16 protein-coding genes are annotated in these 17389 nt (G+C 34.8%); 11 read left to right on the forward strand and 5 right to left on the reverse strand.

Annotated elements, in window-relative coordinates:
* Positions 1-12: 12 nt before the first annotated feature.
* Together PGOND44_RS05850 and PGOND44_RS05855 are read right to left on the reverse strand one after the other, a co-directional pair.
* On the reverse strand, positions 13-1101 hold the full coding sequence (locus PGOND44_RS05850; protein ID WP_003438327.1) for a BT_3928 family protein: 1089 nt from the start codon (positions 1099-1101) through the stop codon (positions 13-15).
* Positions 1102-1644, reverse strand: a complete 543-nt coding sequence (locus tag PGOND44_RS05855; protein WP_003438331.1) for a DUF1599 domain-containing protein — start codon at positions 1642-1644, stop codon at positions 1102-1104. It lies immediately after the preceding gene.
* Between the two features lie 205 nt (positions 1645-1849).
* On the opposite strand from PGOND44_RS05855, the gene lon reads away from it, so the two are divergent.
* Positions 1850-4297 carry an endopeptidase La gene (gene lon / locus PGOND44_RS05860; RefSeq protein WP_003438335.1) on the forward strand — a complete coding sequence of 816 codons (2448 nt, stop codon included), beginning with the start codon at positions 1850-1852 and terminating at the stop codon, positions 4295-4297.
* Positions 4298-4416: 119 nt separating this feature from the next.
* Entirely contained in the window at positions 4417-5439 is a 1023-nt protein-coding gene (gene porQ, locus PGOND44_RS05865) for a type IX secretion system protein PorQ (protein ID WP_003438338.1), read from the forward strand.
* On the opposite strand, the gene PGOND44_RS05870 is transcribed toward porQ, so the two are convergent.
* Both PGOND44_RS05870 and hutI read right to left on the reverse strand, forming a co-directional pair.
* Positions 5440-6432 carry a formimidoylglutamase gene (locus PGOND44_RS05870; RefSeq protein ID WP_003438340.1) on the reverse strand — a complete coding sequence of 331 codons (993 nt, stop codon included), beginning with the start codon at positions 6430-6432 and terminating at the stop codon, positions 5440-5442.
* Between the two features lie 3 nt (positions 6433-6435).
* On the reverse strand, positions 6436-7674 hold the full coding sequence (hutI, locus tag PGOND44_RS05875) for an imidazolonepropionase (protein WP_003438343.1): 1239 nt from the start codon (positions 7672-7674) through the stop codon (positions 6436-6438).
* Between the two features lie 95 nt (positions 7675-7769).
* Between hutI and PGOND44_RS05880 the strand changes: the two genes are divergently transcribed.
* From PGOND44_RS05880 to ribB, 9 genes are all read left to right on the forward strand, one after another.
* Positions 7770-8912 carry a trans-sulfuration enzyme family protein gene (locus PGOND44_RS05880; RefSeq protein ID WP_003438346.1) on the forward strand — a complete coding sequence of 381 codons (1143 nt, stop codon included), beginning with the start codon at positions 7770-7772 and terminating at the stop codon, positions 8910-8912.
* Positions 8913-9036: 124 nt separating this feature from the next.
* Positions 9037-9675, forward strand: a complete 639-nt coding sequence (locus PGOND44_RS05885; protein ID WP_003438349.1) for a peroxiredoxin — start codon at positions 9037-9039, stop codon at positions 9673-9675.
* 52 nt (positions 9676-9727) lie between these two features.
* A complete protein-coding gene (locus tag PGOND44_RS05890; RefSeq protein ID WP_003438352.1) occupies positions 9728-10042 on the forward strand; it encodes a thioredoxin family protein in 315 nt (104 codons plus the stop codon).
* Positions 10023-10271 carry a DUF6952 family protein gene (locus PGOND44_RS05895; RefSeq protein WP_003438355.1) on the forward strand — a complete coding sequence of 83 codons (249 nt, stop codon included), beginning with the start codon at positions 10023-10025 and terminating at the stop codon, positions 10269-10271. The genes PGOND44_RS05890 and PGOND44_RS05895 overlap by 20 nt, the downstream gene beginning before the upstream one ends.
* A 102-nt stretch (positions 10272-10373) precedes the next feature.
* A complete protein-coding gene (locus PGOND44_RS05900; RefSeq protein ID WP_003438358.1) occupies positions 10374-10748 on the forward strand; it encodes a diacylglycerol kinase family protein in 375 nt (124 codons plus the stop codon).
* 51 nt (positions 10749-10799) lie between these two features.
* A complete protein-coding gene (locus tag PGOND44_RS05905; protein ID WP_003438362.1) occupies positions 10800-13208 on the forward strand; it encodes a DNA translocase FtsK in 2409 nt (802 codons plus the stop codon).
* 3 nt (positions 13209-13211) lie between these two features.
* Positions 13212-13865 carry a LolA family protein gene (locus tag PGOND44_RS05910; RefSeq protein ID WP_003438364.1) on the forward strand — a complete coding sequence of 218 codons (654 nt, stop codon included), beginning with the start codon at positions 13212-13214 and terminating at the stop codon, positions 13863-13865.
* Between the two features lie 10 nt (positions 13866-13875).
* On the forward strand, positions 13876-15426 hold the full coding sequence (locus PGOND44_RS05915) for an LptF/LptG family permease (protein ID WP_003438366.1): 1551 nt from the start codon (positions 13876-13878) through the stop codon (positions 15424-15426).
* A 2-nt stretch (positions 15427-15428) separates the two neighbouring features.
* Positions 15429-16565, forward strand: coding sequence for a 3,4-dihydroxy-2-butanone-4-phosphate synthase (gene ribB, locus PGOND44_RS05920; protein WP_003438369.1), 1137 nt, complete (start codon positions 15429-15431; stop codon positions 16563-16565).
* Between the two features lie 47 nt (positions 16566-16612).
* On the opposite strand, the gene PGOND44_RS05925 is transcribed toward ribB, so the two are convergent.
* Positions 16613-17320: a hypothetical protein gene (locus tag PGOND44_RS05925; RefSeq protein ID WP_003438372.1), complete on the reverse strand. Its 708-nt coding sequence runs from the start codon at positions 17318-17320 to the stop codon at positions 16613-16615.
* Positions 17321-17389 lie beyond the last annotated feature (69 nt).

The following is a 17389-nucleotide window of genomic DNA, read 5'->3' on the forward strand; positions in this document are numbered from 1 at the left end:
GTTTTAGAAATTTTAAAAATCATCGGCATCGTTCCAATGTAGCTTGTCTACGATAGTCCCTTTTTCAATTTTCACTAAGCCTGGACTTGCCCTTATAATGGTTTTAATAGCGGTTTCATCAGCAAAATAGAAGTCAAAATCAAGAGCATATTCAGATTTTAATGTAGAAATAGCTGAAAGTCCAGAAGCAGTCAATCCAATGATTTTATAATTTTCTGCTTTAGCTTTTAATAATGCTGACTGAATTTTAGCCCAACCCTCAAGTTCAGTTTTTGAAAAATTATAAGCAACTATAATAAGTAGTTTATCTTCTTCCATTAATGATTCTGTAAAGTCTTCACCATCTCTCATCAATGAAAAGTCATTGATAGGAGGGGTATAACCTTCAGTTATTAGCTCTGTATTCACATTTATAAATTCTCCTGAGACATCGGGATAACTTCCGTTAGTCGTATACACTTTTGAAACACCATTTTCCTCAAACGTCCATTGGTATTTGTATACAGCCTCTTGTGCATCGTCAGGAAAGGACATCGCTTCAGGAATGTTGGTTCCTTTAGAATAGGCTCTAAAATCGATAGCAGGCAAGTGCATCAACACATGGTAAGCAAAATACAGACAAGCTACAGCAGTAGCAAATACAACCCATTTTAAAGAAGCTTTGTTGAATAATGGTTTTAGGTAGTTGTCATTTAAAAACAGAATTAAGATAAGAACAAGTAAGATGATGTCTTTTCCAAAGGATTGCCAAGGTGTTAATGGAATGGCATCCCCAAAGCATCCACAATCGGTGACTTTATTGAAATAAGCTGAATAAAAAGTAAGGAAAGTGAAAAATAAAATCATGAGTAATAAACTCCATTTCGTAAATTTTGGAGCATATCCTATAAGAAGAGTCACTCCTAAAAGCAACTCATAAATGACAATAAAAATGGCAATTACTAGTGCATAAGGTATTAGAAATTCAAGGTTTAAAACCCCTTCACCAAAATATTCTTGAAGCTTGTAAGAAAACCCAATCGGGTCATTCAGCTTTACAAATCCACTGAATATAAACAAAGCACCAACCAGAATCCTTGATAAACCTACTAGATATTTCATTTAATTTTGTTTTGAGTTCAAATGAATTAAAGCAAATACGGAATAATTGATAATATCGAGATAATTTGCTTCTATACCTTCGCTTACCAAAGTTTGACCTTGATTATCTTCAATTTGCTTGATGCGCAATAATTTTTGAAGGATTAGATCCGTTAGTGAACTGACTCTGAGTTTCCTCCAAGCCTCACCATAATCATGGTTTTTATCAATCATTAAATCTTTCGATTTTTTGACCTGTACGTTGTAATGAGTCAAAGCTTTTTCACTCGTTAAATCGGCTTTATCGGCAAAACCAAGTTCAATTTGAATCATGGCCATTAAGGAATAGTTGATAATTCCAATAAACTCTGAATCCTCATTTTCTTCAATCTTTTGCTCCGTAGCTTCTTGTAAACTTCGTATTCTGCATGCTTTTATATAAATCTGATCGGTCAGTGATGAAAGTCTAAGAATTCTCCAAGCTGTTCCGTAATCTTTAGTTTTCTTTTCAAAGAGATCTCTGCAGGTCTCCATTACTTGATCAAATTGTTGGTTTGTGGTCATAATTTCTAATCAAAAGGTAAATTTCGACTAATTTTAATAGACTACAAAAACAAAACTATAAATACTAGTAATTTAGCGTGGCATAGGAATTGAACCCCTAAGAGAAGAAGGATAATTTCTATTGGGAATCAGTCTTTTCCGAATAAATCCGAATAAAAAAAGAAGACGAGTCAGTTGTGACTGACATTTTGACAAAAAAATAATTATGGCGAAATCAGGACTATTTAATTTAGATAATTTATCATCTCAGAACATAGACGAAGATGCTGAGCTTATACCCCTAATGACTTCTGAAGACGAAGAAGAAATAAATCGAGAGGAACTCCCCGATGATTTACCTATACTTCCTCTTAAGAATACAGTGTTATTTCCAGGAGTTGTAATCCCCATTACAGCTGGGAGAGATAAATCTATAAAGTTGATTAACGATGCAAATAACGGAAACAAAACTATTGGTGTCGTAGCACAAACCAATGATGATGAAGAGCACCCTTCCTATGCAGATATTCATAAAGTAGGAGTAGTGGCAAGAATCCTAAGGGTTTTAAAAATGCCAGATGGTAACACAACAGTCATCATACAAGGAAAAAAACGGTTTAAGATTACAGAACCCGTTAGTGATCAACCGTATTTAAGATGTAAAATTGAAGAATTCGAAGAACTTAAGCCGGAGTCTAACGACAACGAATTCGAAACTATTATAGATTCAGTAAAAGACCTTTCTTTAAGAATTATAAAGGACAGCCCAAATATTCCTTCAGAGGCTTCCTTTGCAATCAAAAATATTGAGAGTTCTTCATTTCTAATCAATTTTGTTTCCTCCAATATGAATGTGGATGTTGAGGATAAACAAAAACTGTTGGAAACCAGTGATCTAAAAGAAAGAGCGCTTTCCACCTTGAAATATATGAATCTTGAGTTTCAAAAACTCGAGTTAAAGAATGACATACAGTCAAAGGTACAAAATGACATGAGTCAGCAACAGCGTGAATATTTTCTTCACCAACAGATGAAAACTATTCAAGAAGAATTGGGTGGGGTTTCTTCTGAAGGGGAACTAGATGACATGCGCGAACGTGCTAAAACAAAAGTTTGGAAAGAAACAGTTGAGACCCATTTCAATAAAGAATTGACTAAGCTCCAAAAAATGAATCCTCAAGTAGCTGAATATTCCATTCAGCGGAATTATCTAGATTTATTTCTGGATCTTCCTTGGGACCATTATAGCGACGATATTTTCGATTTGAAACGAGCCCAGAAAGTTCTGGATCGAGATCACTACGGATTAGACGATGTTAAGCGGAGAATTATAGAATACCTTGCTGTTCTGAAATTGCGAAAAGACATGAAATCCCCAATTCTCTGTCTTTATGGCCCTCCTGGTGTAGGAAAAACCTCTCTAGGTAAGTCTATCGCAGAAGCTTTGGGAAGAAAATATGCTAGAGTTTCTCTTGGGGGGTTAAGAGACGAAGCTGAAATACGCGGACATCGAAAAACCTATATTGGAGCAATGCCAGGTCGAATTATACAGAGTCTTAAAAAGGCTGGTACTGGTAATCCTGTTTTCGTTTTAGATGAAATCGACAAAATAGGAAATAGTCACCAAGGAGACCCTTCCTCTGCCTTGCTAGAAGTATTAGATCCTGAACAAAATAACGATTTTCATGATAACTTTTTGGAAGTTGGTTACGATTTATCCAAAGTCATGTTCGTTGCAACGTCCAACAATCTTGCAACAATTCACCCTGCTTTAAGAGATAGGATGGAAATTATAAACGTGAATGGATATACAGTGGAGGAAAAAATTGAAATTGCTAAACGCCATTTATTGCCTAAACAAATTTCCGAACATGGTATCAAAAGTGAAGATATCAAACTAGGAAAACAGCAACTTGAAAAAATAATAGACGGTTACACCAGAGAATCGGGTGTGAGAAATCTTGAAAAACAGGTAGCTAAAGTGGTTAGGAACATTGCTAAAAACATTGCGATGGAAGAGGACTATGACGTTAAAGTCTCCAGTGAAGCTGTCGAAAAAATATTAGGACCTTCCCGTCCACGAAATTCTTATGAAAATAATGATGTCGCTGGAGTCGTCACAGGATTAGCCTGGACTAGTGTAGGTGGTGAAATCTTATTTATAGAGTCGATTTTATCTAAAGGGAAAGGAAACCTTAGCATCACAGGTAATTTGGGTAAAGTGATGAAAGAGTCTGCCACTATTGCCATGGAATACATAAAATCCAATGCTGAAAAATTTGATTTAAATTCAGATATTTTCACCAATTATAACGTCCATATTCACGTTCCTGAAGGCGCAACTCCAAAAGACGGACCTAGTGCTGGTATAACGATGTTAACTTCTTTAGTTTCACTATTTACTCAGCGTAAAATCAAAAAGAATTTAGCCATGACGGGAGAAATCACTTTAAGAGGTAAGGTGCTTCCTGTTGGTGGTATAAAAGAGAAGATTCTTGCAGCTAAGCGAGCTAAAATTAAAGAGATTATTTTATGTGAAGATAATCGCAAGGATATTGAGGAAATCAAAGAAGACTACCTCAAGGGACTCAAAATTAATTATGTAAGTGAGATGCACGAAGTTCTAGATTTAGCTCTTCTGAAGCAAAAGGTAAAGGACGCTAAAATTTTATAGTTTACACTAGCTTAAATTTTGAAAACCAGATGAATGAATCATCTGGTTTTTTTATGGTTGATTTATTTCAAAATAAATTACATTGCAAAACGTTTCAATACTGAGCAGTATAGACTTTAATGAGATTCAAACTACTTTTCTTACTATTTATTGGCAGTGTAACTTGGTCTACTAAGGCCCAAATTGGTGGTCAAAACACCTACCAATTTTTAAACCTGCCTGTTTCTCCAAAAGTTTCAGCTCTTGGGGGAAAAAATATTACCTCCTATTCATTCGACCCTTCAAATGCAATGGCAAATCCAGCTTTAATCAATTTTGATATGCACAATCAAATGTCTGTGAACTACATGAACTATTTTGCAGATGTCAATTATGGAACTGCCTCTTACGCTTATGATGTTGGTAGAAGAACCCAAATCATCCAAGCTGGAGTGACCTTTATTGATTACGGGAGTTTTGAAGGATTCGATGAAGCTGGAAATTCTACCTCAGAATTTGGTGGGTCTGAAGCTGCATTATCCGTAGGATATTCTAGGCGAATTGGCAGGTCTGATTATTACGTGGGGGGGAATCTTAAACTCATCTCCTCTAGTTTAGAGCAATACTCGTCCTTTGCTGGAGCCGTAGACGTAGGGGTGAGTTACATTTATCCAGAATGGGATTTAATCATTTCTGGTGTTGTGAGGAATTTCGGAACTCAATTTAAAGCCTTTAACGATGTAAGGGAATCAATGCCCTTTGAAGTTGTTCTAGGAATTTCCCAAAAACTAAAAAAAGCACCAATCCGATGGCACGTTACTTTAGAAAACTTGCAACAATGGGATCTTGCATTTCGAAACACTGCGAGAGATATTGAGGATTTAACTGGAAACGTAACTGCAGACGATCCTAGTTTTATCAATAACGCACTTAGACATACTATACTTGGTGCAGAACTATTTCCTGATGGAGGATTTAGCATTCAACTGGGCTATAATTTCAGAAGAGGTGAAGAGTTGAGAATACAAGATCAAAGAGCGTTTTCTGGACTTACAGGAGGAGTGAGCATTAAATTTAACAAATTGAGATTTAGCTATTCTTACGCACAGTTTAATAGAGCAGCAAGCTCAAGTTTTTTTGGATTGAATATAAATCTTCAATAATTAATCTTCATCTCTTATAAAATCAGAAATAAAATAACTTATAGCCTTTCCTATAGTTTTATCTTTTGAAGCATCCGCTTCACATATGTGAAAGTAATGAACTTGTTCTTTTTTGATGAGCCTAATGAAGGTTCTAATGTCTCTAATGCTAAATCCAGACGGTGTTTCTGCGCTAGAATTCATTCCGCCAATAGCATCACAATCCAATTCGAAACCAAACTCTCTATTTAAAAAATCGACTCCGCTTTTTAGCCTGATGCATTTATCGAGTGTGGTAAGGTGTAAGCCATCTTCGTATAGAAAATAATTGAGGCCCTTTTTGTGATCCATAAAGTCAAAAATTTCTTGTGACGTATAATTCTTATGCAGACCAAACACATGGTATTTATTTAAATAATTTTCCTCAAGGGCATACCTAAAACCATTGCCACTATGCCTGTAATCTGGGGCTCTCAAATCGGTGTGGGCATCGATATTTAAAACATTTATAGGGTTTTCTAAAGCCTTAGAAGTTCCCTTTATAATGCCATAGCAGTTATTGTGACCACCTCCAATTACAATAGGAGTTTTGCCCGACTCTATGATAGTTTTTACTACTGCAGTTACCACATTGTCTATTTTGCTAACAATGTCTCCTAATTGATTTCTATAATTTTCAGCTTTAGGATCTAAAGCTTCTGCTTCTTCATAAAAACCATCACAATTTATTTGGCCAAGGAGAATAAGGTTGTTTGGACGATTGAATTTATTATTTTGAATATTCAATAAGGAAGATAAAACATGTTGAAATGTTTTTGAAGTTCCTGGTTTCCCAAAATTGGCCATAACTCCAAGATCTTCTGGTATTCCAAATAAAACATATTCAGCATCACATTCAGCAAGTTGATTAAGTTCTGAAACCGTTTCAACCCCTTCTCCAAACTTGGTTTCGTTTTCTCTATGTTGAATGAGCTTAGAAATATCTGAGGTATTAAAAAAAGTAAAATTTTCCATAGATTAAGAAATAGGTTGTCCAGAAATCCAAACGCTTTCAATACAGTTAGAACCAAACGCGTAGGGAAGGGTACGATAAGATGGAATTTTTTTGGTAATGATAAAGTTAGCTAGTTTTCCTCGAGTAATACTTCCTACTTTATCTTGTAAGCCCAAAGCAAAAGAAGCATTAAATGTGGCTGCATTTATAGCCTCTTCTGGGGTGAGTTTCATTTTAATACAAGCTAAGGCAACAATAAAATTCATATTTCCTGAGGGTGAACTCCCGGGATTAAAATCGGTAGCTAAGACTAAAGGTAGATTATTATCAATGATTTGTCTACCAGGAGTATAAGGGATTTCCAAAAAGAAAGAGCATCCTGGTAAAGCCACAGGAATGGTATCTCCCTCTTTTAAGGCCATAATATCATCTTCAGTTAATTCTTCTAGGTGATCTACTGTATGTGCGCCAAGCTCTGTAGCTAATTTTACTCCTCCAAAACTATTAAATTGGTTGACGTGTATTTTAGCTTTTAAGTTATATTTTTTGCCAGCTTTTATCAATCGTTCCGTATCCTTTAAATCAAAATAGCCTTTTTCACAGAAAACGTCAATATAATCAGCTAAACCTTCTTCAGCAACTCTGGGTAATATAGTATCAATAACCATGTCTACATAAGCATCTTTTTGATCTTTATACTCTTTAGGAACAGCATGAGCGGCAAGGAATGTTGCTTTAATTGGAAGTGTATAATTATCTTTTAAGGCTTTGATAACCTTCAACATTTTTAGCTCAGCATCCGCAGTTAGTCCGTATCCAGATTTGATCTCAACAGCACCAGTCCCTAACTGCATGATTTCCTTTAGCCTTACTTCTGTTTCAACGTATAATTTTTCAAAACTAGTCGCTTGTAACTTTTTTGCAGAATTGAGAATTCCTCCACCTTTTTGAGCGATATCCTCATAAGATAAGCCTTCAATTCTATCTGCAAATTCGTCTTCTCTATGTCCAGAATAGACTAAATGCGTATGTGAATCTACCCAAGTGGGTAAAATAAACTTACCGCTACAATCTATAACTTTAGCCGCACTTGTTTCAGGAGCAGAACTCATAGATCCGTAATCTAAAATTTTATCTTTTTTTATGTGCAAAAATGCATTGTCTATTTTAGGGAGATTCAACATACTTTCACCTTTCAGAATTTTGCCTCCAGGTTCCCTTACTTGTAAAAGAGATTCGATATTTATAAATAAATGTTCCATAGTTGTAAATATATAAAAAAGTGTTAATCCTAAAATTAAACTACTCTCAGTTTAAAGTTACGGGTAAACCGATTAAATTTGAGAAAAAAAAGAAAATGCAAAAAGGCTTAAATACAATTTGTGTTCATAGTGGTGAAGTAGAAGATACCACCTATAAAGGAGCTGTTTCTCCACTCTATATGTCTACAGCTTATGCTTATGAGGGTTTAGAAACTTCTATTTATCCCAGATATTTTAATAGTCCCAATCAATATTATTTAGCTAAAAAAATAGCTGAATTGGAGCATGCTGAGTCTGCTCTTATATTTGGTAGTGGTATGGCAGCAATCACTACAGCTATGTTGAGTGTACTAGAATCTGGTGATCACGTTATCCTTCAAAATCAGATTTATGGGGGAACTCGTAATTTTATTGTTGAAGAATGTCATCGTTATGGAATTACGTACGATTTCATCGACGTTAATAATTGGACACTCTTGGAGTCTACTATAAAACCTGAAACTAAATTACTTTATATAGAAACTCCTTCAAATCCCTTATTGGAAATCACAGATATTAAATTAGTATCTAAATTTGCAAAGGAAAAAGGTATCTTGACAATGGCCGATAATACATTCGCCAGTCCTATTAATCAGAGACCACTCGATCTTGGAATTGATATCGTTATACACAGTGCCACAAAATATCTTGGGGGCCATAGCGACATTACGGCTGGCGCTGTAGCATCTTCGGAAGCCATTATGAATAAAGTATTTTCTAAAGCCAAGAATTTTGGAGGAAGTCTCGCAGATCAAACTGTATGGTTACTTGAGCGAAGTATGAAAACGCTTAACCTAAGAGTTAAGCAGCAAACTCAAAATGCTATGGATATGGCAGTGTTTCTTGAGAATTCTGATTTTGTAGACAAAGTTTATTATCCAGGCTTAGAATCACATCCTGAGCACCAATTGGCTAAAGACCAAATGTTGGGCTTTGGGGGAATGCTATCTTTCGAATTAAATGAAAAGCGCGATACTGTCAAATTCTTTGACTCTTTAAAAATGATTAAAAACGTCTTGAGCTTAGGAGGAGTGGAGAGTACGGTTTTGTCTCCAGAAAAAACATCTCACTCTTTGTTGACGGCAGAAGAACGGCATGCTCAAGGTATTAAATCTAACCTTATACGTTTTTCTGTAGGTATTGAAGATACTCAAGATCTAAAGCAGGATCTATTAATGGCATTTTCTTCAGACCATTAGAGAAAATTCTGACTATAGACTAAACTTATCTAGCTATAAGAATAGATGTTAAAACTTCCACGTTAAAATCTACCTTATGTTATATTTTTGTACTGAAATTAATAACAAATAAAAACTGAACAATATGTCAATAGTAGGAAAAAAATTTCCAGATTTAAAAGTTAATGCCATCGATGAAATGGGCGATACTTTTGAAATTAATATTTTAGAAAAAGCAAAAAAAGAAAATAAAAAAATAGTGCTTTTCTGGTATCCTAAAGATTTTACGTACGTGTGTCCAACGGAATTACACGCATTTCAAGACGCTTTACCAGAATTTGAGAAAAAAAATACCATTGTAATAGGAGCATCTTGTGATACTGCAGAGGTTCATTTTGCTTGGTTGAATACCCCTAAAGATGATGGAGGTATTGAAGGTGTTACATACCCAATTATTTCAGATTCTAATAGAAATTTAAGCTCTAGATTAGGTATACTAGACATCACCAACGAAAGATATGACGATGAGGATGGACACCTTACAGTAGATGGAGATAATGTTACTTACAGAGCAACATATCTAATCGACGAAGATGGAATGGTATTTCACGAAGGTGTGAATTTCTTTCCTGTAGGGCGTAACGTCAATGAATTTATAAGAATGATTGATGCGTATACTCACGTACAGAAACATGGAGAAGTTTGTCCTGCAAACTGGGAAGAAGGTAAAGAAAGCATGAAAGCAGATAGAAAAGGAGTTTCTTCTTATTTATCTAGCAACTAAAATAATTTTGGCTAGGCCTTACGAGGTCTAGCTTAACTTAAAATCATAAATTATGTTTCAAGAATTAGATCAAGATAATTTAGCAGATTCTTTAAAAAATAACGACATAGTTGTTGTGCAATATTCAGCAACTTGGTGTGGGAATTGCAGATTGATGAAGCCAAAATTTAAGAAATTAGCAAGCGAAAATGAGGGAATTCCTTTTATCATAGTAGATGCAGAAAAATACCCTGAATCTAGAAAATTGGCGAATGTGGATAACTTGCCAACCTTTGCGACATTTAAAAATGGAGAATTTAAAAATCAAGTTCAAACGAATAAATTTGAATCTTTAAAAGAATTAGTAGATGAAGTTACCAGTAATTAAACATTTTCAGAAGAACAATGATGCTCAGAAATTAGAGCACACTATTGAAGTTTTAGAATCTTTTTGTGAACACAGATCCGTTAAAGAAGAAGAAATGGATATTGTAGGTGAGATTATAACTAATATCGCCGGTGCCATAGAAATGGATAAGATGGTTAAAGAAGGCATGTCAGAAAAAGATGCAGCCAATACTTTTGCACAAAGAGTTTTAGGTTCTATAGATAAATAAAGTCCATCTCAATCTTAGATTAAAAAAAGAAACTAGATGTTCTGTTTCTTTTTTTATTTGTGCCTATTTTAGTTCCCCGTAATCAATTAGGTTAGTAAATGAATGTTTAGTAAGAAAATAATAGGTGAACGCCTAAAATCCCTTGTCTTTGCTTCTAAAGGTTTGTGGATATTGGTTTTAAAAGAAGACAGTTTTAAGTACCAACTTTTAGGCTGCCTTTTAGCTATTTTAGCTGGCTTTTATTTTGAAATTAATAAAGCAGAATGGTTAGCTCAACTGGGTATTATGGCACTGGTTTTAGGTCTAGAAGGACTAAACACTGCTATAGAAGAGTTAGCCGATTTTGTCCAGCCTCATCAGGATAAAGCTATTGCAAAAGTGAAAGATCTTGCAGCAGGGGCAGTCTTGATTGCAGGTCTATTTGCATTGGTTATAGCTTTGGTGATTTATATTCCTTATTTAGTCGCACTATTTTGATTAGTTTAAGCGTTTAATATTTGTATTTTTGTCTCGTACGATAATAACTCTATGACCAAAACTAAACGTCCTACCAAGTCCAAGACTAAACAAACTAAACCTAAGGCTAAACTCAAGGTTTCTAAGCGAACCAAAATTATTTTCGGGAGCTTCCTTATTCTATTTGCCATAGGATTATTCATTTCTTTCGTTTCTTATTTCTTCAATTGGCAAGCAGATCAATCTTTAATGGCTGATGCCTTAGATAGAACTGAATCTTCTAATAATTGGCTCAATAAATTCGGAGCTTATATAAGTCATTCATTTATTTACAAAGGCTTTGGTATAGCTGTCCTGAGTCTTCCCGTCATGCTCTTCGTTACCGGGATGTACTTATTCTTGAATCTAAAATTATTTAAATTGAGAACTTTGTGGTTTTGGGGAGCATATCTCATTCTATGGTTTTCACTCCTTTTAGGATTTTTCGCCTCTTCCAACCCAATTTTAGGAGGAGTAGTTGGCTTTGAACTGAACGATTTTCTTCAAGATTATGTCGGTAAACTCGGAGTTACACTTATTTTGATTTTTATGTTAATCATTTATTTGGTTTCTAGATTGCACCTCACTCCAGATGCTTTGTCAAAATCGTACACAAAGCAAAAGAAACAAGTGAAAGATGAGGTTTCTGAAGTGGAATTCCATCGTAAAACTGCTTCAAAAGATATGACTAAAGAGGTTGAAATTGCTACTCATAAAAATAATCAAGACTCTACAAAAGAGCTTAATGTAGATAAAGATGTAGAAATTGAAAACTCTTATAGTGAGAAAACTCCAAACGAGTCCAAAGAAGAAAAAGAGAAAATTGTTATAAAGTCTGAAGCTGAAGACGATGTTGAAATGGAAGTAGAAACCGCTGAAGATGAGGAGGAAACCGATCAATTGAGTCGAAAACTTGTTGAAGATTTTGGTGAATTTGATCCTACTTTGGAACTTGCAAACTATCAATTTCCTAGTATAGATTTGCTTAAGGATTACAATTCTGGTCGTGGAATTACTATCGATCAAAAAGAATTGGAGCAAAACAAAAATAAGATTGTAGACACGCTTAAGAATTATAAAATTGAAATTGCTCAGATTAAAGCTACAGTAGGTCCTACGGTAACTTTATATGAGATTGTTCCCGAAGCGGGCATCCGAATTTCAAAAATTAAAAACCTTGAAGACGACATCGCCTTATCGCTCTCGGCCCTTGGTATAAGGATTATAGCTCCAATTCCAGGTCGAGGCACCATAGGAATAGAAGTTCCTAATCAAAATCCATCGGTTGTGCCTATGCGATCTGTTGTAGCCTCCAATAAATTCCAAAATGCAGAAATGGAGCTACCAATTGCCATGGGTAAAACTATTTCCAATGAAACCTACACAGTAGATCTTGCTAAAATGCCTCACTTGCTTATGGCTGGTGCAACTGGGCAAGGTAAGTCGGTTGGATTAAATGTAATTTTAACTTCACTTCTTTATCAAAAACATCCTGCTGAGGTGAAATTTATTTTAGTGGATCCTAAGAAAGTAGAATTAACGCTTTTTAATAAAATTGAAAGACATTATTTAGCAAAACTTCCAGATACAGAAGAAGCTATTATAACCGATAATACAAAAGTGATCAACACTTTAAACTCGCTGTGCATTGAGATGGACAATCGATATGATCTCCTTAAAGATGCGATGGTGAGAAACATTAAAGAATACAATACAAAATTTAAGGCTAGAAAATTAAATCCAGAAAATGGACATAAATTCCTTCCTTATATCGTGTTAGTCGTCGATGAATTTGCAGATTTAATCATGACTGCTGGTAAAGAGGTAGAAACGCCAATCGCAAGATTGGCCCAATTGGCAAGAGCCATAGGAATACACTTAATTATCGCCACCCAAAGACCTTCTGTGAATGTTATTACTGGAATGATAAAAGCCAACTTCCCCGCCAGAATGGCATTTAGAGTTACATCTAAAATTGATTCAAGAACAATTTTAGATGCTGGAGGTGCAGATCAGCTTATAGGTAGAGGAGATATGTTGTTTACCCAAGGTAATGATTTGATACGTTTGCAGTGTGCTTTTGTGGACACCCCAGAGGTAGAGCGCATTACAGACTTTATTGGCTCACAAAAGGCTTATCCCGATGCTTATCTATTACCCGAGTATTCTGGAGAGGACTCTGGCATAAGTGTTGATAATGATATCGAAGAAAGAGACAAGCTATTTAAAGACGCTGCAGAAGTTATTATTACGGCACAGCAGGGTTCAGCATCTCTTTTACAAAGAAAATTAAAACTAGGTTATAACAGAGCTGGAAGAATTATTGATCAATTGGAGGCTGCAGGGATTGTAGGTCCTTTTGAAGGAAGTAAAGCCAGACAAGTTTTGGTTCCAGATTTTATAGCCTTAGAAGAATTACTTAAAAACGAACAAAAGTCATAACCCATGAAAAAAATTGCACTATCAACTTTTATTTTATTTACTCTTTTCTTGAGTCACAGTATAGTAGCCCAAGATGATCCTGAAGCCAAAAAGCTCGTGAAAGAGGTTCTTAATAAAGTAGAATCTTACGATAACTTAGTTATTGACTTTAGTTATACTTTAGAAAATCAAGAGCAGGATCTTAAACAAGAAACCAGAGGTGATGTAAGCATAAAAGGGGATAAGTATGTTTTAAATTTGATGGGAACTACTCAAATTTTCGATGGAAAAAAAATATATACCATTGTTCCAGAAGATGAAGAAGTGACAATTTCTTCCTATGATGAAATGGATACAGATCAAATTACCCCTTCCAAGATGTTGACCTTCTATGAAGAAGGATACCGTTTCAAAATGGATATTATCGAAGATGTAAAAGGAAGAAAAATTCAATATGTGGAATTGATTCCTATGGATTCAAAAAATGAAATGAAGCAAATCCTTTTAGGAATAGATCGACAAACCAAGCATATTTTTAACTTAATTCAGATTCAGCCTGAGGATACAAAAATTGAGTTCCGAGTGACTAAGTTTAAAACTAATGAACCGCTTTCAGCTAATCACTTTCAATTCCAAAGATCAAAATATGCGGATTATTATATCAATGAATTAGACTAAAAATTAAGTATTGAAAATTTTAGACCGCTATATTCTAGTTTCTTTTGTAAAAACATTTTTATCTGTTTTTACAATTTTGATGCTTATTTTTATTCTTCAATCGGTTTGGAGGTTTATTGATGAATTTGCTGGTAAAGACATCGACTTAGAAATCATCTCGAAGTTTTTACTTTTTCTACTTCCCAACCTTATTCCCATGGTTCTCCCGTTAACCATTTTGCTTACGTCCATCATGACTTTTGGAAGTTTTGCAGAGCAATATGAATTTGCAGCGATGAAGTCGGCTGGCATTTCTCTTCAAAGAGCTATGCGAAGTCTAATTGTATTTATTCTGCTTCTAGGTGCAGTCACTTTTTATTTTGCAAATACTGTCATTCCCTATGCTGAAGGTAAGGTGTTGAACATGCGTAAAAATATTGCGCAAGTAAAACCATCCATGGCTATTATAGAAGGAGCCTTCAATGATATGGGAAATATCAACATTAAAGTGAATAAAAAAAGTGGTCCAGACGGTCGTAATCTTGACGATGTTATTATTCATAAAAAATCAGAGAACAGAGTTGGAAATTACACGGTGATAAAAGCAGATCATGGGGTATTGGAATCTGCAGAAACTTCCAGTCTTTTATCTTTAGTCTTGTACGATGGTAACTATTATGATGAAGTCCGTACAAGAACTTACCAGCAAAAGCTTAAGGCTCCCTTTGTAAAAAGTGCCTTCGATAAATACGTTTTGAACATAGATTTATCAGGTTTCAATGATGTGGATTTAGATGATGAGAGTTTGAAACACCCTTACAAAATGCTAAATACAAGTGAGTTAAAAATTCAGTTAGATTCTTTTTCAATTGATTATGTGGAAGGTCGACAACGCCTTAATAGATTAATAAACCAAAGGAGTGGTCTTCAAAGGACTTTAAATTCTGCAACCAAGCTTGATAGTTCTAGCAAAAGAAAGATCAACCAAACTAGTGCAGACGGAATAAGCAAAGATTCTATTTTAAGTACAGATCAAGAAAAAAATAGCCCATACAGTATATATGAAGATTTTTCCATAGATAGTTTATTCTGGGAATATCCTTACAGACAGAGATCTCAGATTTTTAATGTTGCTACAAATTCCGTCAACAGTATTACACCTCAGATTATTTCAAAAAAAAATCAATTTAAACAAAAGGAAATTCTTTTGAATAAGATGGAAATGGCTATGCACAGTAAATATGCTTTGCCTTTTGCTTGCATTATTTTATTCTTCGTAGGAGCTCCATTGGGAGCCATTATAAGAAAAGGTGGGCTTGGATTACCTATGGTTGTTGCTATTATGGTGTTTTTGACCTATCATTTTATAGGGTTATTTGCAGGAAATAGTGCAGAAGGAGGAAGTTTGTCTCCATTCCTAGGATCTTGGTTATCTACCATTATTCTTTTTCCTTTGAGTATTTATTTAACCTATAGAGCAACAACTGATCAAGGATTTGTGAATTTAGATTTTATAGCTGTTCCTTTAGATAAGTTGGTAAAAAATATAAAATCAAAAGTTTTTAATATCAGAAAAAAATAAAAATGGAACATAGTAAAATAAGATTGGATTCTATACAAGAAGCCATAGATGATGTAAGAGCAGGAAAAATCATTATAGTGGTGGATGATGAAGATAGAGAAAATGAGGGCGATTTTTTGGCAGCGGCAGAGAAGGTAACTCCAGAGATGATCAATTTTATGGCGAAGTACGGAAGAGGTCTTATTTGCTCACCCTTATCTGAAGGACGTTGTAAAAAATTAAATCTCACCACAATGGTCGGTAATAATACCGATCCTATGGAAACAGCATTTACAATTTCTGTAGACCTTAGAGGTCAGGGTGTGACTACAGGTATTTCTGCAGCAGATCGCTCTAAAACCATAAAAGCCTTATGCAACGATGAGACGCGACCACACGATTTAAACAGGCCAGGACATATCTTTCCACTCATAGCAAAGGAAGGAGGTGTTTTACGAAGAACTGGGCATACCGAAGCCTCTATAGATTTTGCTAGACTTGCTGGTTTGAAACCTGCCGGGGTTATTTGTGAAATCATGAATGAAGATGGAAGTATGGCTAGACTACCAGAATTAGTGGAAGTCGCGAAAGAACACGATCTAAAATTAGTTTCTATTGAGGATTTAGTAGCTTATAGAATGCAGCACGATTCTCTTATTGAAAAATCTGAGGATTTTGAACTGAATACAAGATTTGGTCAATTTAGATTAAGAGCTTATCATCAAACGACAAACGATCAGGTTCATTTAGCCTTGACTAAAGGAACTTGGAAGATAGATGAGCCCGTTCTAGTGAGAATGAATTCAACTTTAGTCAACAATGATATTTTAGGAACACTTACCAATAATGCTGATCAAAAGCTAGACAGTATGTTTAAGCAATTGAATGCTGAAGGCAAAGGAGTTATCGTTTTTATAAACCAAGATATACAAGGATTTAATTTAATATCGAGGTTAAAGGCACTTAAACAAGATCAAAGTGAAGGGGATATTGCTAAAGCCCCTAGAGTTGTTATGGACGAAAAAGACTTTGGTATTGGAGCTCAAATTTTGCACGATGTGGGGGTTCATAAAATCAAATTGATGTCCAACACAAAACATAAAAAAAGAGTGGGAATGATAGGTTATGGCCTTGAAATCATCGATTATATAAATTACTAACCTTCCACATAAACAAACAATTCCCTTTACCCATTAAAGGGAATTGTTTATTTAAATCTCTTCCAGCGTTCTTGGATATAATCTCCTTTAGAACTTTTACCGTTGTGGGTCCATATATTTTCTTTGACTACTTTTTCAAAGCTTAATGTATCACCAACCATTTTTTGATTTTTAGAGAAAAAATGGATAAATTCATAATGCTTGTTATCCTTTAATTCCCATTGTCCACCACTAGATCCAAAGAATTGTCCAGTCCGGCTATTCAATGCTAATACTTGATAGTAATTATTGGTCAAAAGCTTCAAGGTCTTTCGAGGACCATCTTCAATAGTTATCCAATTAGAATCTCTAAATGCTTGATGGATTTTCCAACAAGTCACATTTTCATTATCGGCATTATCAATCCTTGTCCATTTTTCAATAGTATTTGAATTTTTATCCTTTATGTTCAAAGAATCCCCTTTTATTTCATAATTATAATTAAAAAAACTTCCAGTAATTGCCGCGGATTCTGAATGGATTTCCAAGTTCTCTATGTAGTCATAATCATTCATAAAATAAGTTCCACCAGAGGCTGATATAAACTCCCCAGAATCTTTTAAAATGGTCGAAGATGTAAAATAAGAATCACTATACAGTTTAATGGTTCTTTGTTGACTTTCAGAATTGGTTACTTTTTCCCATGCTCCGTTCAAACTTTGAGCGAAGATTGAATTGGAAAATAAAACAAGGAATAGAATTAAAATAGCTTTCATATTCTTACAAATTAGGATTAATACAAAAAAGCCCACTGCAAAGTGGGCTTTGTCATTAACTGAATTTCT

The organism is Psychroflexus gondwanensis ACAM 44, assembly GCF_000355905.1.
In the GTDB taxonomy this organism is placed as follows: Bacteria; Bacteroidota; Bacteroidia; order Flavobacteriales; family Flavobacteriaceae; genus Psychroflexus; species Psychroflexus gondwanensis.